This is a genomic window from Pseudomonas fjordensis (assembly GCF_976987115.1).
Window position 1 is genome coordinate 6,757,610 of the sequence record NZ_OZ336860.1, and the last position, 25,136, is coordinate 6,782,745.

Annotated in this window: 16 protein-coding genes; 12 read left to right on the forward strand and 4 right to left on the reverse strand. The window is 60.6% G+C overall.

Annotation, left to right across the window (positions count from 1 at the left end; genetic code table 11):
• Positions 1-19 precede the first annotated feature (19 nt).
• The 5 genes from ACWHXD_RS31085 (at position 20) to ACWHXD_RS31105 (ending at position 12,751) form a co-directional block, all read left to right on the forward strand.
• A complete protein-coding gene (locus ACWHXD_RS31085; RefSeq protein WP_138762558.1) occupies positions 20-4,657 on the forward strand; it encodes a hypothetical protein in 4,638 nt (1,545 codons plus the stop codon).
• Positions 4,658-4,720: 63 nt separating this feature from the next.
• Positions 4,721-5,713, forward strand: a complete 993-nt coding sequence (locus tag ACWHXD_RS31090; protein ID WP_098950012.1) for an AraC family transcriptional regulator — start codon at positions 4,721-4,723, stop codon at positions 5,711-5,713.
• A 127-nt stretch (positions 5,714-5,840) separates the two neighbouring features.
• Entirely contained in the window at positions 5,841-6,875 is a 1,035-nt protein-coding gene (locus ACWHXD_RS31095) for a histone deacetylase family protein (protein ID WP_138762557.1), read from the forward strand.
• Entirely contained in the window at positions 6,872-7,963 is a 1,092-nt protein-coding gene (locus tag ACWHXD_RS31100) for a polyamine ABC transporter substrate-binding protein (RefSeq protein WP_138762556.1), read from the forward strand. Before ACWHXD_RS31095 ends, ACWHXD_RS31100 begins: the two co-directional genes overlap by 4 nt.
• 177 nt (positions 7,964-8,140) lie before the next feature.
• Positions 8,141-12,751 (forward strand): dermonecrotic toxin domain-containing protein, encoded by a 4,611-nt coding sequence (locus tag ACWHXD_RS31105; protein WP_138762555.1) that lies wholly within the window; start codon positions 8,141-8,143, stop codon positions 12,749-12,751.
• A gap of 6 nt (positions 12,752-12,757) precedes the next feature.
• Here the strand turns inward: ACWHXD_RS31105 and pdxR are convergent, their stop codons facing one another.
• Positions 12,758-14,296 (reverse strand): MocR-like pyridoxine biosynthesis transcription factor PdxR, encoded by a 1,539-nt coding sequence (pdxR, locus tag ACWHXD_RS31110; RefSeq protein WP_138762554.1) that lies wholly within the window; start codon positions 14,294-14,296, stop codon positions 12,758-12,760.
• A gap of 87 nt (positions 14,297-14,383) precedes the next feature.
• Between pdxR and ACWHXD_RS31115 the strand changes: the two genes are divergently transcribed.
• Genes ACWHXD_RS31115 through ACWHXD_RS31125 form a run of 3 tightly spaced genes read left to right on the forward strand, consistent with a single transcriptional unit; the run spans position 14,384 to position 16,147 of the window.
• The gene (locus ACWHXD_RS31115; RefSeq protein WP_138762553.1) at positions 14,384-15,022 is read left to right on the forward strand and encodes an FMN-binding negative transcriptional regulator; all 639 of its coding nucleotides are present in this window, start codon (positions 14,384-14,386) and stop codon (positions 15,020-15,022) included.
• Positions 15,019-15,465: a GNAT family N-acetyltransferase gene (locus ACWHXD_RS31120; protein ID WP_138762552.1), complete on the forward strand. Its 447-nt coding sequence runs from the start codon at positions 15,019-15,021 to the stop codon at positions 15,463-15,465. The genes ACWHXD_RS31115 and ACWHXD_RS31120 overlap by 4 nt, the downstream gene beginning before the upstream one ends.
• A gap of 10 nt (positions 15,466-15,475) precedes the next feature.
• On the forward strand, positions 15,476-16,147 hold the full coding sequence (locus ACWHXD_RS31125) for a GNAT family N-acetyltransferase (RefSeq protein WP_138762551.1): 672 nt from the start codon (positions 15,476-15,478) through the stop codon (positions 16,145-16,147).
• 152 nt (positions 16,148-16,299) lie between these two features.
• Here the strand turns inward: ACWHXD_RS31125 and ACWHXD_RS31130 are convergent, their stop codons facing one another.
• Positions 16,300-17,202, reverse strand: coding sequence for a homocysteine S-methyltransferase family protein (locus tag ACWHXD_RS31130; RefSeq protein WP_138762550.1), 903 nt, complete (start codon positions 17,200-17,202; stop codon positions 16,300-16,302).
• Between the two features lie 114 nt (positions 17,203-17,316).
• On the opposite strand from ACWHXD_RS31130, the gene ACWHXD_RS31135 reads away from it, so the two are divergent.
• Complete coding sequence (locus ACWHXD_RS31135) at positions 17,317-18,138, forward strand: ABC transporter substrate-binding protein (protein ID WP_138762549.1); 822 nt, start codon at positions 17,317-17,319, stop codon at positions 18,136-18,138.
• Positions 18,135-18,905, forward strand: coding sequence for an amino acid ABC transporter permease (locus ACWHXD_RS31140; RefSeq protein WP_138762548.1), 771 nt, complete (start codon positions 18,135-18,137; stop codon positions 18,903-18,905). Before ACWHXD_RS31135 ends, ACWHXD_RS31140 begins: the two co-directional genes overlap by 4 nt.
• 3 nt (positions 18,906-18,908) lie before the next feature.
• Here ACWHXD_RS31140 and ACWHXD_RS31145 read toward each other — a convergent pair whose 3' ends face one another.
• Both ACWHXD_RS31145 and ACWHXD_RS31150 read right to left on the reverse strand, forming a co-directional pair.
• Positions 18,909-19,187, reverse strand: a complete 279-nt coding sequence (locus tag ACWHXD_RS31145; protein ID WP_192901650.1) for a helix-turn-helix domain-containing protein — start codon at positions 19,185-19,187, stop codon at positions 18,909-18,911.
• Positions 19,184-20,524: a type II toxin-antitoxin system HipA family toxin gene (locus ACWHXD_RS31150; RefSeq protein ID WP_098950003.1), complete on the reverse strand. Its 1,341-nt coding sequence runs from the start codon at positions 20,522-20,524 to the stop codon at positions 19,184-19,186. The genes ACWHXD_RS31145 and ACWHXD_RS31150 overlap by 4 nt, the downstream gene beginning before the upstream one ends.
• A gap of 223 nt (positions 20,525-20,747) precedes the next feature.
• Between ACWHXD_RS31150 and ACWHXD_RS31155 the strand changes: the two genes are divergently transcribed.
• Together ACWHXD_RS31155 and ACWHXD_RS31160 are read left to right on the forward strand one after the other, a co-directional pair.
• The gene (locus ACWHXD_RS31155) at positions 20,748-23,714 is read left to right on the forward strand and encodes an autotransporter outer membrane beta-barrel domain-containing protein (RefSeq protein WP_138762547.1); all 2,967 of its coding nucleotides are present in this window, start codon (positions 20,748-20,750) and stop codon (positions 23,712-23,714) included.
• Positions 23,715-23,823: 109 nt separating this feature from the next.
• Positions 23,824-25,125: an autotransporter outer membrane beta-barrel domain-containing protein gene (locus ACWHXD_RS31160; protein WP_138762546.1), complete on the forward strand. Its 1,302-nt coding sequence runs from the start codon at positions 23,824-23,826 to the stop codon at positions 25,123-25,125.
• Positions 25,126-25,136: the final 11 nt, after the last annotated feature.

Here is a 25,136-nt window from a genome sequence, read left to right on the forward strand (position 1 = left end):
GCAAGACAGGGATGCCCGCATGACGACCTCCAGTTCCACACCCTCGCAGCAAACGCCTCCAGACACTGAAACACACAAGCTGGCCACCCAACTGTCCGTCGGACCTTCGTTCCGGGAAGCGGCTCGCGAACTGCTGCGCCAGTCTTTGCTGGAGAAATACCCCGACCTGGACATCGACCCGGCCATGACACTAATGGGCACTTCCACCTGGGAGCTCATCGATGACCAGATCGTGCCGGGGCCAACACATTATGAAACCCTGAGCAGCATCCTGGCCCGGCAGGCCATCCTCAAAGTGCCGACGCTGTGCGTCGAGGGCAATCACTTCCTGACCCTGAAGCCGGTAACCGACCCCCCGCTTCATTTGCCAGTGCGTATTGTCGAAGTCGCCAACCTGATCAACACCCTGGCGCCGGTGGTCTACCGAGCCTTTCAGGAACAGCTGGTAACGTTCTGGAACCAAAGCAACGGCAATGGTCCTCGCTGGCAAACACTTACCCAGAGCCTGCGCGGAGCCTGGAATGTGCAACACGTCGATGCCTGGACCGACGAAGACTGCACGATGGCCCGCACGCTGTTCCATGCACCCACCCGCTCCGCTCGCCAAGACAAAAATCGTTATAGCAGCCGCGCTTACCTGATTGATGCCGACCTAGTCAAAGGTTCCAAGACGCAGCACACCGACCAAGTGTTCATGACCGTGCTGGAGGGCAAACTCGAAGACAAAACGCTGATCCTCTGTTACTCACCCTTCAAGGGATACGAGAAATACGACACCTACCAACAGCTAGGCGATTCGTTGAAGGATCACCTGGAGCAACCCGAGGCCTTTGATCGCCTGGAGTGGCGCCTTTATGAACCCGACGGCGATTTTTTCGAACACGCAGCCTGCAAGCTGATCGCCCTGCAGCTTGAGACCGTGGAAGGTCTCAAAACCAGTGATGGCAAACAGCCCAGCACCCAACAGTCACCCCTGCTCACACTCCCGACGCCTGCCGAAAAATCGGTTGCCAAGGGCCCGGGGCCGGGCTGGTATCAAACCCTGCTGCCAGACTGGCTGACCGATGCCTCTGCCAGCGATCAATCACTCTATGCACGCCACCTCAAGGACTTGGCCGCGCTCAATAGCCTGAATGCCGGCAAGACCTATGAGGACGGTATTCCCAGCATTCATCAATTCGCCTTGGACCAGTTGAAAACCGAGCTGCTCAAGGACCACCCGACCCTGCAACACCTGAAGCTCGACAAGCTGAAAATCCAGGTCAAGAGCCTGGTGGTGTGGGGCCTTTTCACTGTGCCAGGGCAGTACGAAACCACCACGTTCAGCCTTGCCGAACTGGCCCTGCAAAACCTGATTGCACTGCCCACCGGTAATAAAACGTTGCTGAGCGACGTCGGCCACTCCATACCGAATCAGATCACCGTGGCTTACCTTGAGACACTGATCAGCCGCTGTAATATCGGTGCCACCTACCCAAAACTGATCCGCAGCAAACTGCTGGATGACTCGGCTGAGGCCTCACGTCGCAAAAAACTGTACCGCGATCACCTGCGAGTCCAGCTGCCGATGCTGGCCTTGCAGCACAAGATCCGCCGCATTGGCGGGATTGACGAGCGCGGCTACCGCTACGTCGTAGCTGTGATGCAGGACGAAAGCGGCGACCAATACGTCGACGGCAAAGCCATCGTGATACGACGCCTGAGCTTCAACCCCAAGCGCCGGCTCATCAACAGCAACGATGATGTCACCAACATGTACATCATCGGCCCAGAAAATGCGCAAGACGGCCCTTGCGTGCTGTACCGCCCGTTGTTTGAACCCGCGTTGCTGCAATATCCATCACCGGCGAACTTACTGTATGCCATCAGCCAGTCGCGCACTTTGCGAGACTCGGTGGTTACCTGGCTACCGGACTCGGTGCGTCACCACTACACCAATTATGTCTTTACCAGTCATTGGCCTTCGCCATGGCTTGTCGCCGAGTTTCTGGTCAACCCCAGCGATCTATGGACCTATAGCGGCCCCGTGAATCTTGGTGAGGAGGTGCTCAATGGGGATAGGTTCAAGACACTGTTTGATAGCAATGCCAATGCGCTGGTTGAACTGGCGGACCGCCAGTCGGTATCGAATGCCGAACGCCGCTGGGACACGTTGAAGCAAGCCGGTTGGGTGCTCTTCAACGCGGCCCTGCCCTTTATGGGGCGCGTGGCAAGCACTAGCGCATGGATCTGGCAAATCGTCGAACAACTGGATACCTTTGCCCAGGCCCATGAGGAAGGCGACAAACCTGCACAATGGTCGGCGCTGACCGACGTGCTGCTTAACCTGGGCATGGCGATCACCTTGCACAGCGCCCAGCGCAGCAGACCTAAGTTCGAACCGGCCAAGATCGAGCCCACCAAGGTCAAGACGACCGAGCTTGCGCCTGAAACGCCAGGCCCCTCCAGCACGATAAGCTTCACCGTCGAGCAACTGCCTGAGCGCACCTCTCTGGCCCCGCCTCCCGATCACGAGATCGCGCTGAACACGAGCGGCGCAATCAACCGCACGCCAGCGCTGGAAACCTCGATGCTTGAAAGCTTTAAAATAGAAAAACCCGATGACCTCGGCTCCGTGATAGACCAGCCGGCTGCTGACCAATACCTGTATCAGTTGGGTGAGCAGCACTACGCTCCCGTCGGCAAAAACTGGTTCATGGTGAAAGTGGACGATGATAAAAACATCGTTGTCATTGACCCCAACCAGACCCACCGCATCGGGCCCATGCTGGTTCACAACGCCCAGGGTCAATGGTCCGTCGATCATCGGATACGCCTGCGTAAATCCAGTACCGATCGGTTGAAAAATACCGCCAAGGACCTGGCAATCAGCGAAGCCGACGCATCGCGCAGGAAATTGAAAGCGTTTGAAACCGCAAAAAAAAACCAGCAGAACCTACTGCAAGAAACCCGCAAAGCAATGGACGAGGCCCCCAGTACCAGTGCCCAAGCCAAACGCCAGGCCTACCTGGACACGCTCAATCGCCAATCAGAAGACTACGAAAAAGCACGCCAACACTTGCTGACCATGGCCGTCTTCACCTCGGAGCCTGAATTCCAGATAAAAGCCATTGGTTACCTACAGGCTCAACTGGAACTCAATGAAGCGGGGGTAAACGAAGAGCTCATCACCTTTGCGCCAAAACTCTCGCCCGTCCTGGACCAGCTCCCAACCCATGCACCGTCACCTCATACCAGCGATATCGCCGACCACCAACAGGTCGTCGAGATGAGCGACAGCATGATCAAGCGCCTGGATTACGCTCAATCACGCTTCACCGAGCTGCGCAAATTCGGCCCGGCCGGATTCGACGTGATCAGAGAGCGCCAGCGCAAACTGCCCAGCTATACGAGCGACGATCTCAGGGCCCTGCAGGTGACGTTGGCCCGTCACTTGTGCCTGGCCCCTGAATCCCTCACCACCGAACCCCAGGCCTGGGAGTTGCTCAACGACACGCTCGACAGCGCCGACGTTGCAGTACAGACCCTGCGTGACACCCTGGATGAGCGAAGCGAATATCGCCTAGACGAGCGTATTGACGCCTTGAGCAACCTGGTGGAGCAATTCAAGTTCATCGATGAGCGCTTGCAGGACCTTTCTCAAGAGTTCTCCGAGCAGATCCAGGCCCAACCCTTGAAACGCCTGAGCCAATCGCTGCAAGGGTTCGCCAATCGCGCCAAGGCGGCACTTGTCCCGCTGCACGAGGAACAGAACCTGAAGCGCATCAAGCCCACCCCTCCTCCTACGCCGCCCAGGCCGCTGAAGAGGTTTATCCAGACACGCTACAACGGCGTGCTGATTGGCGAACCCCGCTTGGACCCGATAGGGACCTTATCAAAGTTCGTTGATATCAAGTCCCCGATAACCGGCCAGGTCCTGGCTACCTTTCATGAGAAGACCCCGGGCATGTGGGTCGAGCACATCGAAACGTCCCCGGCACAGGCCACATCTACAGCGCTCACGCTCCACGACGCCACCACCGCGGGCGAAAAATTACTCGCCCAATTGCCGAAGTTTCAAGAACGCGCCAGCCAACAAGCCGACGATCCCTCGCGCACAGCCATCGGCATCGAGCACATGTTTCACCAGCACGCCTGGTTGCTCGAACGCAGCAAGCAAGATATCGACGAGGCATTGATCAAAGCCAAAGTCACGGCGCAAACCAAGCAGTCCAGCGCAGACCTGCGCAAAAGGCTCAAGGCTGCCACACAAGCACTTTACGCACGGGCCACTGAAACCGTGGCCAAGCTCATCAAGCGACAGCCTCCGACCATTGCCCATGTCGATTGGCTCATTAACCACCGCGAAATTGCGATCAAAAAGATCATGACCCGCCAGCCCCTCAAGGGCGCCACTTGGAGCTATCAAGATGAGTATGCGGTCATTGATCTGTCTACCAGCAAACCTCTCTGGTATGCGCATTTCCAATACTCGAGCGCCCACGCTTCACTCAATAGATTTCTTCACGCACGACTCAAAACCCCAGCAGAACAACAGCTCAAAGAGGTAGCTGACACGCTCACCGGCTTAACCGCAGAGCAACAGCTCGACTACTACCGCAGTTCCATCAACCTGACCCAAGCCCAGCGCTTGTTTTTCCCGCCAGAGGTCTATTGACGGCGCGCTCGCGCAACGGCACATAACTTGCTCCAGCCTGACAAACCCAGGCTGGACTCGATCATGCTGCATTCACACCTGACCACCCTCAATGCGGTCTCGCTGATTCTGGAGACGTTCAAGCCCGACGGCATACCCAGCCAGACCCTGCTGGCTGGCAGTGGCATCGCCAGTGCCGACCTGAGCCGCGCCGACACGCGTATTACCACTCATCAGGAAATGCGCGTATGCGCCAACGCCGTGGCATTGCGTCGGGACATCGGCCTGGAACTGGGCCGGCGCATGCATGTGTCGTCCTACGGCATGCTCGGTTATGCACTGCTCACCAGTGCCACCTTCGGTGACGCTTTGCGCCTGGCCCTGCGCTACCCGGCGCTGTTGGGAACACTTTTTGAACTGAGCCTGGAAGAGGACGACCAGCGCGTCTGGTTCCGCGCCAGCGACTATCGCGAAGACCCAGCCCTGGGCGCCTTCAATGTCGAGTTCTGCCTGCTCTCGCTGAAAGTCATCTGCGACGACCTGCTCGGCCAGCCGCTGCCATTGCTCGGCGCACGCTTTGAATACCCAGCGCCCGACTATCGAGCACGCTACGCCGAACGCTTCGACTGCCCGCTGCAATTTGGCGCCGCCACTAACGCCTTTGCCTTCGACCGTGAGTGGCTCGACCAGCCCCTGCCGCTGGCCGATGCCGTCACCCACTGCGCCATGGTGGAACGCTGCCGTCGGCAGAACGCCGAGTTCACCGGTCGCCAGGCCTGGCTGGGGCGCGTGCGCTTGTTACTGGCCGCGCAATTGAATGCCGCTCCGGGCCTGGATGGACTGGCAGGGCAAATGAACTGTTCGGCACGCACCCTGCGCCGGCATTTGCATGATCTGGGGTGCAGCTATCAGGAGTTGCTCGACGAGCTACGCTTCGAACGCGCCAAGCAGTTACTGGGGGAGGATGAACTGCCGATCTACCGCATCGCCGAACAACTGGGCTTCAGCGAGACCGCCAGCTTCAGGCATGCGTTCGTGCGCTGGAGCGGTGTGGCGCCGAGTCAGTTCAGGCCCTAGCAAGGGGCGAATAGCGGACAAACACATTGGCCATATCGATCCCCTTTTGGCCGCTCCTGCCGTTCTCCAAACCCCGGCGTCTGGCAACACTGCATGGCATACCCCTGAGCCTTTGGAGAACAACAACATGCTGACGATCTACTCGGACGATCATCATTTGCACCATGGCCGTTGTGAGCTAATGGACGGGCAACTGATGCCCTGCTTCGAAATGCCCTCGCGCGCCGACCATGTACTGCAACGCGTCAAAGAGCGGGAGCTGGGGCCGGTGCAGGCGCCGCAGGATTTCGGCCTGGCGCCGCTGCAACGTATCCACAGCCGCGACTACCTCGACTTCTTCAAAGACGCCTGGCAGCGCTGGACCGAATACGGCCAGGACGGCGACCTGCTGCCCTACACCTGGCCGGCGCGCACGTTGCGCCGCGTGCTGCCCACCAGCCTGCACGGCCAGTTGGGCTATTACAGTTTCGACGGTGGCGCGCCAATCACCGCAGGCACTTGGCAAGCGGCTTACAGTGCGGCGCAAGTGGCCCTTACGGCGCAGGCCGCCATCGCGCAAGGCGCCCACAGTGCCTTCGCCCTGTGCCGCCCACCGGGGCATCATGCCGCCAGCGATTTGATGGGCGGTTATTGCTACCTCAACAACGCGGCCATCGCGGCCCAGGCGTTCCTTGATCAGGGCTGCAAAAAGGTCGCGATCCTCGACGTGGACTACCACCACGGCAACGGCACGCAGTCGATTTTTTACCCGCGCAGCGACGTGCTGTTCACCTCGATCCACGGCCATCCGGAGGCGGAGTTTCCGTTCTTTCTCGGTTATGCCGATGAGCACGGCGAGGGCGCAGGCGTTGGTTTCAATTTCAACTATCCGTTGCCGGCCGGCTCCGGCTGGCAGGCCTGGAGCGCCGCGCTGGAACAGGCCTGCGCCGAGATCGAGCACTACGCCGCCGACATCATCGTGGTGTCCCTGGGCGTGGACACGTTCAAGGACGACCCTATCTCGCAGTTCAAGCTCGACAGCCCGGACTACCTGGCCATGGGCGCACGCATTGCCCGCCTGGGCAAACCCACGCTGTTCGTGATGGAAGGCGGCTACGCGGTGGAAGAAATCGGCATCAATGCCGTCAACGTGCTGGAAGGTTTCGAGGAAGCAGCCCAATGAACACGCTCAAGTCGCTCGCCCTGTGCGCCGTGGTTGTCAGCGGCGCAGCCCAGGCCGAAGAAAAAACCCTGAAGGTCTACAACTGGTTCGACTACATCACGCCCAAGGCGCTGGAAGACTTCAAGGCCCAGCACCCGTCGATCAAGCTGGTGTACGACATTTTCGACACCAACGAAGCGCTGGAAGCCAAGTTGCTCACCGGCAACTCCGGCTATGACGTGGTGGTGCCTTCGAACGTGTTCCTGGCCAAGCAGATCGAGGCCGGCGTGTTCCAGCCGATGGACCGCAGCCAACTGCCCAACTGGAACCACCTTGATCCCAAGCTGATGAAGCTGATCGAAGCCAACGACCCCGGCAACCAGTACGCCGTGCCCTACATGTACGGCACCATCCTGATCGGCTTCAACCCCGCCAAAGTCAAGGCCGCCCTGGGCGACAACGCGCCCGTGGACAGTTGGGACCTGATCTTCAAGGAAGAGAACATCAGCAAGCTCAAGCAATGCGGCGTCGCCCTGCTGGACTCGCCCTCGGAAATCCTGCCCCTGGCCTTGCAGCACCTGGGCCTGGACCCCAACAGCAGCAACCCCAAGGACTACGACAAGGCCGAAGCGCTGTTGATGAAGATCCGCCCGTACGTCACCTACTTTCATTCCTCCAAATACATGGCCGACATCGCCAACGGCGATATCTGCGTGGCGGTGGGCTACTCCGGCAGTTTTTCCCAGGCCGCCAACCGCGCCAAGGAAGCCAAGAATGGCGTGACCGTGGACATGCGCCTGCCCAAGGAAGGCGCGCCGATCTGGTTCGACATGCTCGCCATTCCCAAAGGCGCTAAAAACCCGGGCGATGCCTACACCTTTATCAACTACCTGCTGCAACCCAACGTGATCGCGCCGATCAGCGACTTTGTCGGTTACCCCAACCCCAACAAGGACGCCAGCGGTTTGGTCGACCCGGCCATTCGCAACAACCCCAACCTGTACCCGACCGACGCGGCCATGGCCACGCTCTACACCCTCAAGCCCCTGGACAGCAAAGCCGAACGCGCCAGGACGCGGGCCTGGACCAAGATCAAGTCCGGGAAGTAACGCACCGGTTCTCTGGTTGGTCGTTTTTCTTTAATACGAGGGCTGCTTGCGCCCTCGCCACCCTTGCAGCACTGAGCAGTTGCGCCTCGACGTATCTACCGCCCTCACCGCCATGGCGCTCGCTACCTTGCCCATTCCTGAAGCCCGTCCGGGCCATCGAATGCAGAGGAGCTGCGCATGCCCAATGACATCGCCAATAACCACCGCCCACCGACGACCTATGAACTGCTCACCCAACTGACCACTGGCCCCACCACCCGTGAAGTGGCCGCCACCACACTGCGCTCGGCACTCAAAGAGCTGTATCCCACGCTGAATATCGACCCCGACCTGGCGGTGGTGGTCAGCCCTCAATGGGAGGTGATCGGCGAGGCTGTCGAACGCGCCCCAGCGCTTGTCGAATCGCTCACGTCGGTGCTCGCGCGTCAGGCGCTGTCCAACGACAGAGTCACCTACATTGACGGCCAACACTTCCTGACGCTGCAGCCCAATGCTGCGGCACCTGTCCACCTGGCCGTGAAAATCGACGCCATCGCACGCCTGATCAACGAGCTGTCCGGCCTGTTGTTCACTGCGTTCCAAGAACAGCAATTGGACTTCTGGAACGCGTCCAACGGCGGCACCGGCCCTCGTTGGCAGTCCTTCTCCAACGCCCTGCGCAAAGTATGGAACCTCACCGAAGAGCAAGGCTTGGATGAACACGAATGCGCCATGGCGCGCACGGTGTTTCAGGAACCCGACCGGGCCAAGCGTTCACGCAAAGACCCTTACAACTGTCATGCCTACCTGGTTGATGTGGATATCCTGGCAGATGGCCAATCCACCCACGTGAACTTTCTGGACATCACCGTGTTAGTGGGCCAGTACCAGAAGCGCCAGATGGTCCTCACTTACTCATTGGTCAGTGGGTATGAAACGTTCGAATCATTGGCCGCGTTCGGTGCCTCGTTGCCCGCCAGGCTGAGTGCTCCAGAACGAAACACCACCTTGCAATGGCGCCTGTATGAACCCGACGGCAACTTCTTCGATGCCCTGGCCTGCATCCTGATTTCGCTGCAAATACAGGTGATTGCCAGTTTCGGCGAGACGGATGTGCGGGAACAGCCCCGTGCCCCCGGCGTGGTAAGCATCGTGCCCAGCATTGAAGAGATGAGCGATCATCAACTGTCGAGTATCCGCGACATTCACCAACAACTTCCCAACTGGCTGGCGTCGGCATCAGACTCCGATACCGCCGCCTACAGCCGCTACCTGATCGACCTGGCCCACCTGCACACCCACTACCAAGGCGAGACGTTCCAGGACGGCATTCCAACCATTCGTGACTATGCACGAACCCAGTTGCAAAGCCGCATCCGTGCCCCGAAAAAGAACGCGCACCTGAACCTGGACAAGATCGAGATCGTCATCGAGAGCCCGGTCCTGTGGGGCACCTTTATCATCCCCGATGCCGTGGACATTACCCGTCGCAGCCTGATCGACCTGGCCCTGGAGAACCTCACCGGCCTGCCCACCGGCAATACCACGGTGCACTACAACGGCAAGGACAACGGCGTACCCGACTGGCTGACCTACAGCTACCTGAAAGACGTAATCGAAGACATCGATATTGGCCAGTACTACCCTGCCCTGGTCAAACAGAAACTCCTCGAGGACCCGCAGCAATCCAGCCGACGACAGCAGCTCTACACCAGCCACTTGCAGGTGCAATTGCCGCTGCTGGCCCTGCAGATGAAGATTCGCCAACAGGGCGGTATCGATGAACGCGGTTACCGGTATGTCGCCGCGGTGATGCGTACCGAGGAACATGAGCGCCAGGTGGACGGGCAGCCTATCGTCATCCGCTGCCTGGCGTTCGTGCCCACCCTGCGCCCTGGGCATGAACAAGACGGGGTCGCCAATATGTTCGTGATCGGCCCACGACAGTCCGACGCTGGCCCCTGCGTGCTCTATCGGCCCCTGCTTGAACCGGCGCTGCTGCAATTTGCGTCGCGGCAAAACCTGCTGTACGCCATCAAACATGAACGATCGTTGCGCGAATCGGTTTTGGCCTGGCTGCCCGAGGCACAACGGTTCAATTACGCCCAATACGTGTTTCCCGACACCTTGCCGTCGCCTTGGACGGTGGTGCGTGCGCTGGTCGAGCCCCTGACCGTGCTGTACATGAGCGGCCCGATCACGCTGACCGATGAAGAAGTGGGCAATGACACACTGGCCACGCTGTTCAAGGCCAATGCCAATGCCCTGGTCGAATTGGCAACCCGCCAATCGGTGTCCAACGTGCAAAAGCGCTGGGCGACCTTTCGACATGCCGGCTGGCAGATATTCAATGCCGCATTGCCGTTCATGGGCCGCACCCTTGGCGTCGCCGCCTGGATCTGGCAAATCATGGACGACCTGCAAGCCGCCGAGGAAGCGGTGAACAAGGACGACTCGCCCGCGTCCTGGACAGCGCTGGTGGACGTATTCCTCAACCTGGGCATGGCGCTGACCCTGCACATCGCTCTGCGCCACCCTAGCGCACTGGAGCATTTCGAGGCGCCCAAGGTCGAGACCGAATCCGAATCAACCGCCCTCCAAACGATAGATAAGCCTGCGGTGCCCGAGGCAACATTCAGCGCAGATCAACAAGCCAATATTCCCGACAGCCAAGTACCCGCCAAGCATCAAGGCCCGGTGCACATCAGCGGGGCCCTGAGTCATAGCCACCTGGGCCTGGCCAGCACACTCGACAGCTTCAGCGTGACCAAACCTGAGGCACTGGGCGAACAGAACAAAACCCCCGGTCGCCACCTGAATCTCTATGCGCTTGCAGACAAGTGGTATGCCCCGGTGGGCAAGCGTTGGTTCGAGGTGATGGTCGACGACAATGACAGCGTCATCGTCATCGACCCGAACACCCCATCGCGCACCGGCCCACCGCTGATCGGCAACCTGGCGGGCCAGTGGTTTGTGGATGTGCGGCTGCGACTGCGCGGTGGGGGCCTTCGAAACCGTCGACGGGCAGTCAAGGTCGATCAGCCTGCGCGCATTTCGGCGCTCAAGACTTCGCTCAACGCTTTCGATGCGGTCGCCGCCAGCAAACAACTGGACCTGCTTGAATCCAAGCCCGCGCTGGACGCCGCTGCCGGCCCTTCCACCGACCAACAGCGAAGTGCGTTCCTCGATAAAGTCGATGGCCGGCTGGTCGAATACGACGAAGCGATCAACCAGTTGAAGTCCTTGAGCATCATCGACGCGGTGCCCACCTACCAGAGCAACATGAGCGGCTACCTGAAGCAACAAGTGCAATTGACTCAGATTGCCTTGGAACAGCAACTGGTGAGCTACAAGGAGGCGCTGCTGTCGTCGTCGCCCGTCCTTGAAGCCGAGGCAGATATTAACTATCAGGACCAGGCACAAAGCGCACAGAACCTGTCCACTCTGAACCGGGGGATCATCGAGCGCCTGGCGTTCATCAACGAGCGTTTCGGCGATCTCAAAGCCCTGGGAGATGAAGGCGCAGCCGTCATTCGTAAAACCATGGAATCATTGCCCTCGTTCACGCTTATCGAACTCAAGGCGCTGGATATCAGCTTGGGCCGCTACCTGTGTATCGACGAAGCGCAAAGCCAGATCCCAGCCACACTGCGCGAGCGAATGGGCCAGGTCGTCGATACCGCCGAACTCAACGTCGAAAGTTTCGTTGAGATCGTGGAGCGCGGTAACGGTACGTCGCTGGATGAACGCATTGACGTCCTGGACAGCCTGGTTGAGCAATTTTCCAGCGCCGATCAGCGCCTGCTGGACCTGCATGCCGATTACCCGCGGTACCTGCTCAAGCCTCGCTTGGAAAGCCTACGCCAGCAGATTGGCGAATTCAGCCAGCGGGCCGTGCGCGACCTGGCTTACCTCCTGCGCCAGAAAAAAGCGCTGGAACCCAAGCCCGGTACCTCAAAGGCAGAGCCCCCGCCACGGCGCAAAGTCATCAAGACACGCCATCACGGCCTGGTGATGGGCGAACCGCGTGAAGCCGACAGCAGCCTGGTGGACATCAAGGCTGGCGTCACCGGCAAAGTGATCGCCACGTTCCATGAAAAGGCGCCCGGCGTGTGGGTCAAACGGCAGAAAACCTCGTCACAGCCACCTGCGCCGGCCTCCGTTGACCTGGACACCAGCATCAACGCCGGGCAAACGCTACTGGATGGAGAACAGACTGAAATCCGCAAAAACCAGGGGTTCTCCAGGAAGCCCTGGCACGCACCGCAGGACATTCAAGACATGTTCAATGCCTATGCCAGGAGGCTTGAAAGCGCATCCAACAACATTGAAGAGGCCCTGACTCGCCGCAACCTTACCGAGAGCGATCACACTTCCGCCGCCTCGACCAACCGCAAGCTCAACGAGGCGGCACAACGGTTTTATCGGCTCGGCAAAAAAACCTACCTGGAGATGGTCAAACATCAAGCACCCACTGCCGAGCGCGTGGAGTGGCTGCATAGCCAAGGCTTGATCCGCATCGTCAAGGTCGTGAGCCGCCGCGCACTCAAAGGGCCCAACAAGGGCTATCTGGACGAGTACGAGATTCGCGATAAAGAGAGCGGCAGGGTGTTGTGGTACGCGCACTTTCACTATGGGACGAAGGATGCCGCCCTTGAGGATTTCACCGCAGACCACCTCAAGACTCGCGAACAACAAGGGCTCGGGGGGGCCCATCAACGCACTGGCCCTAATGACTGGGACATCATCGAAATTCACCGCCGCAAGATCGGCAAGCCACTGGCCAAGTCGCTGTTCTTCAACACCTGAACGTCTTTACGGCAACCACGCCTGATGCAAACGTGCCAGCGCTTGTGCGATGTCGGCTTCGGGCACGGCGGCAAACCCCATCACCAGGCCGGCACGCTGGTCCGCAGGTGGGCTGGCGCCTGCCAACCAATAGCTGCTCAGGCCGTTGATTTCGACACCTGCAGCATGGGCCTGGGCGAGCAGTACCTGTTCACGTGCCAGGCTTTCCACCCGCACCGTCATGTGCAGCCCCGCCGCAACGCTGGGCAAGGGCCCGACGCCGGGTAACCCTTCGGGCCAACCGGCCAGCAAGGCATTGCGTCGGCTCAATGCGGCGCGGCGCATGCGGCGAATGTGGCGCTGGAAATGCCCCGCCGCCATAAACTCGGCCATCACCGCCTGGGTGCTGACTTCGGAGTGGCGCACGTCCACGGCGCGGCGCCGGGTGAAGGCTTGCACCAGGCCCGGGGGCAACACCAGGTAACCCAGGCGCAACGCCGGGAACGCTACCTTGCCGAAGGTGCCGACGTACAGCACGCGGCCATTGCGATCCAGCGCAGCCAACGGTGACAGCGGCGCGCCGCTGTAGCGGTACTCGCCGTCGTAATCGTCCTCCACGATCCAGCCGCCTGAACGTTCGGCCCAGGCCAGCAATTCCAGGCGCCGTGCCAGGCTCATTACCACGCCCAGTGGGTACTGATGGGAAGGCGTGACATACGCCACACGGCAGTCATTGAGATTACCGAGCACTTGGCAATCCATGCCCTCGCCGTCGACCGGCACGCCATGCAGTCGCCCGCCGGCCAACGCGAATGCATGGCCGGCCGCGCGGTAACCGGGGTTTTCCACCGCCACGCCGTCCCCAGGCTCTACCAGCAACTGTGCACAAAGGCTGATGGCCTGCTGTGCGCCACTGGTGATCACAATTTGTTCAGCCGTGCATTGCATGCCGCGCGAGCTGCGCAGGTACGCGGCGATCAAACCGCGCAGACGGCCGTCACCTGCCGGATCGCCATAGCACAGCTGTTCCAGGTCGGGTTTGCGCCAGAACGCCCCATTAAGCTTGGCCCAAACCTCAAACGGGAACAGATCAAAGGCCGGTACACCAACGCGAAAGGCCCGAGGTGGCCCCACAGGCGGCTGGGGCAAGTGATGGTCTTTTACCCGCGCCAACCCGGCACTGTGGATAACTTCATCGTCCAAATCTTCGGGTAAATTCGCCCATTTTGTGGATAAACCTGGGGATAAGCCTGTTGACAACCCTGTGGATACTTTTGTGGATAGTTTTTTGGCCATCGGTAATTGGGCAACGTAGGTGCCATCACCTACCCGGCTCTCGATAAACCCTTCCGCATACAGCTGATCGTAGGCGCGCACCACGCTGTTGCGGGAAATCGACAAGGCCGCCGCCAGATCTCGGGTTGCGGGCAACCGCGTGCCACTGACCAGTCGCCCATCCAGCACCCGCTGGCGCAGGGCCTCATAGAGTTGGCGTGTGAGGCCCTGGCGGCGGTCCAACTCGATACCGGCAGGGTTGAAGGACAACGGCGGCGAAAGCGGGGGCATATTGGACCTATGAAAATAGCGCTAGATGGCTCTTACAACGAACCAATAGCCTGCCTAGGATGCAGGCATTCGCCAAGGAAAATCTCCATGTACACACCCCGCGCCTTTGCTCTCGATGACTTGCCCGAAATCCAGCAACTGATCCAGCACACTCGTTTGGCGCAGTTGGTCACCCTGGGTGAAAACGGCCTGCAAGCCAGCCATTTGCCCCTGCTGCTCAACCCCGACGAAGGCCCCAACGGCACGCTGTACGGCCACTTGGCCAAGGCCAACCCACAATGGCGCGAGCTGCAAAATGGCGGTGAAGCGCTGGTGATCTTCGCCGGTGCCGACGCCTATATCAGCCCGGCGTTTTACCCCGCCAAGGCCGAGCACGGCAAAGTGGTGCCGACCTGGAACTACATCGCCGTGCACGCCTATGGCACGCCTGAGGTGTTCAGCGACGCCGAGCGCTTGCTCAAGGTGGTCACCGCCCTCACCGACCGCCATGAAAGCGGCCGCGCCCAACCCTGGCGTGTCAGCGACGCACCGGCGGACTACATTGACGGCATGCTCAAGGCCATCGTCGGCTTCGCCCTGCCGATCGAGCGCCTGGTGGGCAAACGCAAACTCAGCCAGAACCGCAGCGCGGCCGACATGGCCGGTGTGCGTGACGGCCTGGCCGCCAGTGCCGATGTACGCGACCAGACCCTGGCCCGCTTTATTCCCCAAGGAGTTTCAGAATGAGCTTGATCGACATTCGCCAGGTTACAGCGGCTGACCACGCCGCCTGGCTGCCGCTGTGGCAGGCGTACTTGAAGTTCTATAACACCGAACTGCCGGACACCGTCAGCCAGAGCACCTGGCAGCGCCTGATAGACCCCAGCGAGCCGACCCATTCGGCACTGGCCTGGCAGGACGGCAAGGCGGTGGGCATGGTCAACTTCATCTACCATCGCTCCAACTGGAGCATCGAGAACTCCTGCTACCTGCAGGACTTGCTGGTAGACCCGGCCCAACGTGGCACCGGCGTGGGTCGCAAGCTGATCGAATTCGTCTACGCCACCGCCAAGGCCGATGGCTGCTGCAAGGTGCACTGGTTGACCCACGAGACCAACGCCACCGCGATCCAGCTCTACGAGCGCATCGCCGAACGCCCAGGCTTCATTCAATTTCGCAAAGGTCTCTAAGGAGCGCAGCATGACTACTTCCCTCGCCGACTGGAAAGGCGCCCCGGCGCCCACCGCGCAACTGCTTGAAGGGCGTTTTATCCACCTGGAAAAGCTTGACCCGGCGCGCCATGCCGACCAACTGTGGCAAGCCCTTGAAGGTCCAGGAGCCGACCCGAAGCTGTGGGATTATTTGCCCTACGGCCCGTTCACCGAGCGCAGTGCCTTCGATGCCTGGCTGAACAACCACGCCGCCCACAACGACCCGTACTTTTTCAGCGTGATCGACCGCGCCACGGGCCAGGTCCAGGGCATCCTCAGCCTGATGTCCATCGTCCCGGCGCAAGGGCGTATCGAAATCGGCCACGTCACCTTCGGCGCACCGATGCAGCGCTCGCCGAAAAGCACCGAAGCGGTGTACCTGCTGGCCAAGTATGCGTTCGAGCAGGGCTACCGTCGGCTGGAGTGGAAGTGCAACAACGGCAACGCACGTTCCAAGTACGCGGCCGAGCGGTTGGGGTTCAGTTTTGAAGGGGTGTTCCGCCAGCACATGGTGGTCAAAGGCCAGAACCGCGATACGGCGTGGTATTCGATCCTGGATTCGGAATGGCCGAAGGTCGGTGCCGGGTTTGAGGCGTGGTTGTCGGAGGCGAACCAGAGTGGTTCGGGCCAACTGAAGACACTCACAGAGTGTCGCAATTAACACTCAACTCTGTAGGAGCGAGCTTGCTCGCGAAAAACGTCAACGATAACGCGTGCTGCCTGAATAAACGCGGCGCCTGTGAGTTTTTCGCGAGCAAGCTCGCTCCTACCGGTATTAAAGCCCCCCCTGCCACAGGTTTGAACAGCGGTGAATCAGTCGGCCAGGCGCTGGGCCAGCACCGCAATATGCTCCGGCCCGATGCCGCAGCAACCGCCCAAATGGCTGGCGCCGCGTGCCTGCCAATCTGCCGCCCAGTGCAAGTAACCCGGCGGGTCGAGGTCGTCGCGCAACGGGTCCAGGCCATCGTTGGCCGTGGCTTCCTTGGGTTGCGGTGGGAAGGCGTTGGCGTAGGCGCCGATCTGAATCGCTGCACCCAATCGTTCGAAGGTTGCCCGCGCCGCATCAATGGCCGCGCCGATCACTTCCGGCTGGCTGCAGTTGAACAGCAATACCTGCACACCCAGTTGCGCCGCCGCCTCGGCTGCGTCCGCCACCGGTTCGCCGGAGCGCAGGCGCGGGACCTCGTCGGTGTCTTCGTCTTTCAAGGTAAACGACAGCCAGAACGGCTTGCCATCTTTAGGCAGACCGGCATGAATCGCCCGTGCTTCAGCGATCGAGCTCTGGGTTTCCGCCAGCCACAGATCGACATGCGGGGCCAGACCATTCACCAGCGGGGTCAGCAACTCACTGACGCGCTCGGCCTGGAACAGATCAGGGCGATAAGAGCCAAACAGCGGCGGCAGTGAGCCGGCGACCTGCACGGCTTTACCGGAGGCTTGCACCGCCCGTCGCGCCAACTCACCGGCCAACGCGGCCAACGCCTGGCCTTCTTGGGCAAACCGCGCTTCGCCAATGTGGAACGGCACCACCGCGTAACTGTTGCTGGTGATCACATTGGCGCCGCTGTCGATGTAGGCCGCGTGCACCGCCTCCACCGCTTGCGGCGCTTCGCTCAAGGCCAGTGCCGACCATTCCGGCTGACGGAACGGCGCGCCACGGCGTTGCAGTTCACGGCCCATGCCGCCATCGAGAATTACTGTGCTTACTGCGCCCATATGCTTTTTACTCATATGCTTATGAAAATAACTCACTATGAGAGTCGTTCTTATAACTATTTAATGCGTACCGTTCGGTTAATAACAACCTCTTTTTTATTCGGGTGCTCGATTTTGAAATTCAGACCGCTGTTGGCCCTGGGCCTGACGATGTTGGCTGCTTCAACCCAAGCCTTTGGCGGTGCCACGCTGGATCGTGTCGAGCAGAAAAAAGAACTGGTCGGCGTGCTGATGGAAAGCTACCCGCCGTTTTCATTTCTCAATGACCAGAACCAGCTCGACGGTTTCGACGTGGATGTGGCCAAGGCCGTGGCGCAAAAACTGGGCGTGAAGTTGCGCCTGGAAACCCCGTCCTGGGACGTGATCGCCGCCGGCCGCTGGAGCGGGCGCTACGACATTTGCATCTGCTCCATGACCCCAAGCAAAGCACGCGCCGAGGTGTTCGACTTCCCGGTGGAGTACTACGCTTCGCCGGCCGTGATCGTGGTCAATGCCAAGGACGATCGCATCCACGAAGCGAAGGACCTGAGCGGCAAGAAAGTCGGCCTCACCAGCGCCTCGAGCTACGAAAGCTACCTGAACAAGGACCTGGTGATCGAAGGCGCCGAAGACACGCAGTTGCAGTACCCGTTCGATGAGGTGCAGATCGCCCCGTACGACACCGACAACGTGGCATTCCAGGACCTGGGCCTGGGTGCTGGCGTGCGCCTGGATGCGATCCTCACCAACCTGGTCACCGCGCAGCCGCGCCTGACCCAGGACAAGCGCTTCAAGCTCGCCGGTGCGCCGCTGTACTCGGAGCCCAACTCGGTGGCCATCGAGAAAGGCGACCCGCAGTGGGACAGCAAAGTGCGTGAGGTCTTCGCCCAGCTCAAGCAGGACGGTACCTTGAGCGCGCTGTCGCAAAAATGGATCGGCGCCGATATCAGCCGATGAGTTTTCGCCTACGGCTTTACCTGACCTGGGCGGCACTGTTCGCCCTGTTTGCGAGTTTCTTCCTGAGCTTTGACCTGAAGTTCTCGATCATCCTCGACAAGCTGCCCAACCTGGTCGGCCTGCACCTTGCGCCCAACGGCTTCCTGCAAGGTGCGGCGCTGACACTGTTCTTGTGCCTGTGTGCCATTGTCGCCTCATCGGTGCTGGGCTTTATCACCGCGCTGGGGCGCCTGTCCAAAAGTGCGGTGGCGTTCGGCATCGCCAGTTTCTACGCCTCGTTCTTTCGCGGCACACCGCTGCTGATCCAGATCCTGTTGATCTACCTGGGCCTGCCGCAACTGGGGCTGGTGCCAGGCGCCATCGTCGCCGGGATCATCGCGCTGTCGCTGAACTACGGCGCCTACCTGAGTGAAATTTTCCGCGCCGGCATCCTCGGCGTGCCCCATGGCCAACGCGAGGCTGCGCTGGCCCTGGGCATGCGCGACAGGGCGATCTTCTGGCACGTGACCCTGCCCCAGGCCATGCGCACCATCATCCCGCCGGCCACCAACCAGTTCATCTCGATGCTCAAGGACTCCTCCCTGGTCTCGGTGATGGGCGTATGGGAAGTGATGTTTCTGGCGCAGTCCTATGGCCGCTCAAGCTACCGCTATATCGAGATGCTCACGACGGCGGCGATCATTTATTGGGTGATGTCTCTGGGGCTGGAATTGATCCAGGCGCGCATGGAGCGGCATTTCGGCAAGGGCTACGTGCGGCGCGGTTGAAGGTCAGGGCCCGTTGCGCCGCACCTTGATCACGCCCATCTGCAAACCGAAGGGCCGAAACACGGCATTCAGCGATTTCAGGGTTGGGTTGCCCTCGCCATGTTCGATATGCACCAGAGTGCGCACCGAGATTTTGCACATTCTGGCGAACTGGCTTTGGTGCAGGCCGGTCACTTCGGTGCGCAGGCGGCGCACGGCGGCGCCCAGCTCGAGCGAGCCATCGGCCAAGCCTTGTTCGACGCTGTCGATCAACAGCGCACGGGCGTCCATGCTGATCGTCATCTCAACCCCCACTGTTTGAGGCGCAGGTCCAGCTTCCCCAGTGGAACGCTGGGGTGATTCAAGGTCACAGCGGGCACGCCACTGGTCACCAGAAGATCCGGTAATGCACGCAGGTGCTCGGCTGTTTGTCGCAGGCGTTCAAAGCTTTGCTCGGGGTCGACGAGGTCGGCCAAAGCCTCGCATACCGCTCGCCAATTGATATCCCCGGCGATTTCCAAGGGTTTGGGCCATTTGGTGGTTCGAGTGACGGCTTCAGCGTCCATTACCATGGGTGCCAAATCATAAATGGGGGCCAGGCGCAGCGCCTTGGGCTCGCGGATGATCGATGTATTGCGGCCGTGGTTATCCGAATTACCCAGCACTTTATTCAGCAAATCCCGGCGCAGGTACTCTGCGACCAGATCTGCGATTTGGGCCTCTTGGCCCACTGCTCGCCATTGATCGACCAACAGCCTCACCACCTCCAGATGATCCATGTAGCTGCCAGGGGTGGTTACACCGGCCAAGGAATAGATCGACTCGACGGCCAGCCGTTCAACACCGCCCTCACCCAGCCTGCGATCAAAACGATGCATCCACAGGCTGGGTTTTGTCGCCTCTTCCAGCGCCAGCCCTTGGGTGGCGACCGTTTCGATGCCAAGAGACTCAAGCGCCCGGTAATAGTGGTACTCACTTCGCAGGATATCTTGATCAGTCTGCGTGGCCTGGTTGCGCGCGAACTTGATGAACCAGTGCTGAGCGACGTCAGCGTCATTCAGAATCGCATCTGGGTACAACAAGCCATCTGTACCTTGGGTCATCAATAATTTCGGCGCCTCGCCCCCTGCTCCGGTCGCACCACCGATGGCAGCACCTTGTTCATAGGCATATTCCAGGAAGCGGCTGTCGCGACTGACGACCTCATGTCGTGCAAATCCCATCGGTGTTTCACCGCCCAGGGCTTGGATGGACTCCTTGATCCGCATGTTGCCAATCGGTGCCGGCGTACTGCGCCCCAGTAAGAACAAATCGTCATCGATGGCCTGGGGTTTCTCACGACCAAGACGCTGCATCAAAAAACGCTTGGCCGCGCCGGCTGGCGCGATATCGTGCAAAAAAGCGGGGGCTGACTTGAGCACTGTCACGTCCCAATCCAGCGGGAACCGGGCACTGACAGCGGTGCAGAAAGGTTGCTGGATCTCTTCGAGGTGATCGACCAGATAATCCTGGCGGTAATGAAACCTGCAGGGCCCGACAAAACCCTGTTGCGGTTCAGGAAATTCAAGTCGCATAGCATCACGCCAGTGCCCGGCGGTGAAAATCTGCAGCGTCAAAGAGTAAGCGGTGTCTTTCTGCAATTTAGTGCACCTGCGAGGCGGAAACGGGAGCGACACATGCAATATAGTGCATATCCTACGAATGACGAGCCTTTATATACGCATTAAAATGCAGATATCGAGGGAAAATACCTGAAAACATGCAATTTAATGCAAACGGCTTAACCGTCATCACTGCGCCACATTTCTGCAACGACCTTGCGCTATACCAATCGACTCGCTTGCCATAACAAGGTCGTCCAGCATGCCCCCGTCTCCTCAACGCCTCGCGCTCGCCATCACCCTGTTGGCCAGCGGCGGTTTCATTGAAGCCGCCGCAGCAAAAAACCTGCAGATCGACACACCTACTACCCAGGGGCAAACCCTGGGTGGCAGTGATACGTTGACCACGTCGGCGCCTGGCAGCATTACAACTTCCGGGGTAGCGGTGACGCTCAAGGACGGCACCCGCGGTGAGGGGGTGGTAGTCACCAACGCGGGCAAGCTGGCCTCCACTGGCGGCCGGGGTATCGACAGTTCGGGCAGTGTCAGCGGGGAGCGCAGGTACAGCATTTACAACCTTGCCGGTGGGGTGATTCAAGGCGCCAATGATGCGTTGCGCATCAACAGTAACTTCGCCAGCGGCAGCGTGCTGATCGACAACAGCGGCACCCTTCGCTCGGCCACCGGCCAAGGGCTGGACCTGGATGCGCTGCGCAGCAGTAACGTCACTACCACGATCATCAACCGTGCCGGTGGCTTGATTCGCGGGGAGGCCAGCGACGGCATGAAGACCGGCGCCAACGCCTCTATCACTAACTACGGTGAGATCTCCACCGGCAACACCTTCTCCCGCGATGACAAGTTCGATGGCGTGGACATCGACTCCGCCAGCGGCGTGACGGTCACCAACTACGGTCTGATTTCCGGTGGCCGCCATGGCATCACCACGGACGAGGGCGCCACGCTGACCAACTACGGCACGGTGATCGGTCGCAACGGCTCGGGCTTTGGTTCCGATGGCGACGGCACTGTGATCAACCACGGCACCATCACCGGCGCGTTCTCCGGGCTGCAACCGGATGGCGACGGTGACGGCGTGGACATCGACAAGATCGCCCATATCGAAAACTACGGCGTCATCCAGGGTGTCGGCGCCGGGGGTGTCGACAAGAACGGCTTTGCCAACGGCAGCGAAGGGATCGCCCTGGGCGGTGGCTCTCTCTACAACGCCAAAGGCGCGTTGGTCAGTGGTGCCAACAATGCCATCTTGGTGGACGACGGCAGCGACGGGCCGGGGCTCACGGCCACCACCCTGGAGAACCACGGCACGATTGAAGGCCTGGATGGCTTTGGCGTGAAGTTCGTCGGCAACTACGCCGACACGGTCATCAACAGCGGCACCATCAGCGGCAGTAATGGCCTGGCCCTGGATTTGGGCGGCGGCGATGACAATCTGATCTTGCGCAACGGTAGCCGCTTTATCGGCGCGGTGGACGGCGGCAGCGGTTACGACCGACTGACCCTGGACGACGTCGCCGGTGGCAGTTTTGGCGACAGCCGCAACCTCGAACGGCTGAACGTCAAGCAAGGCACCTGGACGTTGACCGGCCAAGGTGATTTCAGCGACGGCGGCGAGATTTCCAGCGGTGCCAAGCTGGTCAACCAAGGCGGCATTGTCGGGGACGTGACGGTCGACGCAGGCGGTGTGTATGCCGGCGGCGGCTCGGTGGGCAGCATGGTGGTGAACGGCACCCTGCAGACCAACACCGCGCTGGGCACCGCCAGCATCAACCGCGACTTGCACATGGGCAGCGGCTCGACCCTGGCCTATGGCGTCAACGCCGACGGCAGCAGCGCGCCGATCAAGGTCGGCGGCACCGCTTACCTCAATGGCGCGACGCTGGCGGTCAACCCCGGCGAAGGCACCTACCCCTGGCAAAGCCATTACAGCGTGCTGCAAGCCGGCAGCATCAATGGCACGTTTGGCAAGGTCACCAGCGACTACGCCTTCCTGATCCCAACCCTGGATTACAGCGCCACTCAGGTCGGCCTTACGTACACCCGTAACGACATCGCCTTCAACCAGTTCGCCAGCACCGGCAATGGCGCCAGCGCCGCCAACAGCCTGGCGGGCCTGGGCACGAACAACCCGCTGTACAACGCCCTGCTCAATACCACCACCGCCACAGCGGGGGTAGCCATCGAGCAACTGGCGGGCAGCAGCACCGCCAACCTCACCAGCGCCACCCTCAATGCCAGTGCGCAAGTGGGCAACAGCATGCTCGCCGCCATGCACCAGGTGGGCGGCGGTGCGGGACTGCTGATAGGGCTCAATGACAAAGATACGCCGGTACTGGCCGCCACCGGCGTGCCCGCCGAGGTGCGCAACCTCAATGACCCGAACGCCCGTGGCCGACTGTGGCTGCAAGGCATCGGCAGCTACGGCAAGCTCGATGGCGAGCACGGCAGCAACGGCTTGACCCAACGCACCAAAGGCACAGTGCTCGGTGCCGATTGGGCACTGGACAGCGACTGGCGCCTGGGTGTGCTGGGCGGTTACTCCAAGACCGACCTGGACACCACCGGTGTGGACGGCAGCGTCGACAGCTGGCACGCCGGCGTCTATGCCCTGCGCCAGAGTGGCCCATTGGCGTTGCGCCTGGGTGCGGCCTACAGCGGGCACCAGGGCGACAGTAAACGCACGGTGGCCTTCAACGGTTTTAACGACCGCCCCAAAGGCGACTATGACGCCAACAGCCAGCAGGCTTTTGCGGAACTGGGCTACGCCCTGGGCAGCGGTCGCTTGAGCGCAGAACCGTTCGCCAACCTCGGCTACCAGCGCTACCAGCGCGACGGCTATAACGAAAAAGGCGGCGCCGCTGCGCTGCACGTCGAGGGCCAGACCCAGGACAACTTCAGCAGCACCTTCGGCCTGCGCCTGGCGCACCTGAGCCAGCTGGACAACGGCGTCAGCCTCACACCTCGTGCCAGCGTTGGCTGGAAGCACACCTATGGCGATGTCGACAGCACCACACGCCAGGCTTTCCTGGCCGGTGGCACCGCCTTCAATGTGCAAGGCAGCGCCCTGGACCGCGACAGCCTGTTGCTCGAAGCGGGCCTGGACGTAGGCTTATCCGCCCGTCATCGCCTGGGCCTGGGCTATACCGGCGAAGTGGGCAGCAACAGCCGCAACCATGCGCTGACCGGCCAATGGCAGATGAGTTTTTAATCGCACCGTACTAGAGACAACTCCCGCACATCAGCGGTCGATAGGCTGACAGTTATCCCCCCGCGCCTCGCCTAAATTCCCGGCCTCATTCATCAGAGGTTGGGAATTCATGCCCTTTACACTTCAAAGAATCGCAATCGTCATCAGCTTGGCAGTGGCCGCCAGTTTTCAGCCAGCCCATGCGCGCGGCGATATTGAATACAAGCCCTACGGCAGCTATCCCTATGACGCCGCCGACTATAGCGGAGTATTTATACCCCAGTTCGAAGCGCCGCCCCTTCCACCGCCCTTCGACGGGTTCCTCACTCAGCAGGCCACTTCACACAACGGCCTGCAAGTCGCCAAGGTGCTGGAGCCGGCAGTGATTCAACTGGTGGCCTCCGGCGAGTTGGACGCGGAAGACCTCAAGGACCTGCAAAAATCGCTCGAACAATTGAGCAAGCAACCTGGAGGGATCGGCGCGGCCCTTGAGCAACTGGCCGCCAGCCAAAACGCCAACTTGGCCACCGCAACCCAGGCCACCACCCAGCACCTGAGCCGCCAATTGCTCGCCACCCTGCGCACACTGCCTACTGACGACGACGGCCACTTCTGGGTGCAAGGCCTGGGCAACGGCGGCAGCCTAGACGCACAACACGGCAGCGTTGGCTTGAAACACGATACCCAGGGCCTGTTGCTGGGCGCCGACTGGGCGATCGACCATGCCTGGCGGGTGGGTGTCATGGGCGCCAAGACCTCCAGCCGCTTCGATGCCCCGCGTTATGCCGCCGACCTGGACAGCTGGCACTTGGGCGGCTACGCCGTGCGCCAGGACGGCCCCTTCGCCCTGCGCCTGGGGGCGATCTACAGCAACCATGCCGGGCAGAACAAACGCAGCGTCAGCCTGCTCAATTACCACGACTCGCTCAAAAGCAAATACAACGCCAGCAGCCAGACCCTGTTCTCCGAACTGGGCTATCAATTGGGCAGCGGTGATTCCACTGTCGAACCCTTCGTCGGCCTCGGCTACCAACGCTACCAGCGCGACCGTTTCAAAGAGAGCGGCGGCGTGACCGCATTGAACGTCGGCCCACAAACCCAGCGAAACCTGAACAGCACCTTTGGCCTGCGCTTGGCAACGCTGTATCGCTTCGACAACAACATGAGCCTCACGCCCCACCTCAGTACGAGCTGGAAACACCTCTACGGCGACGTCAACAGCCAGGTCCGCCAAACCTCGCGCTATGCGCCGGGCCTGATCGACGGTTACACCATCACCGGCACCGCCCTGGACCGCGATAGCTTCGACCTGCAAGCAGGCCTGGACCTTGCCTTGTCCACCCAACACAGCGTCGGCCTGACCTATACCCGCCAAGCCGGCAACCATGGCCACGACCAAGGCCTGATGGGCCAGTGGAAAATGAGCTTCTAAGCCCGTGAACG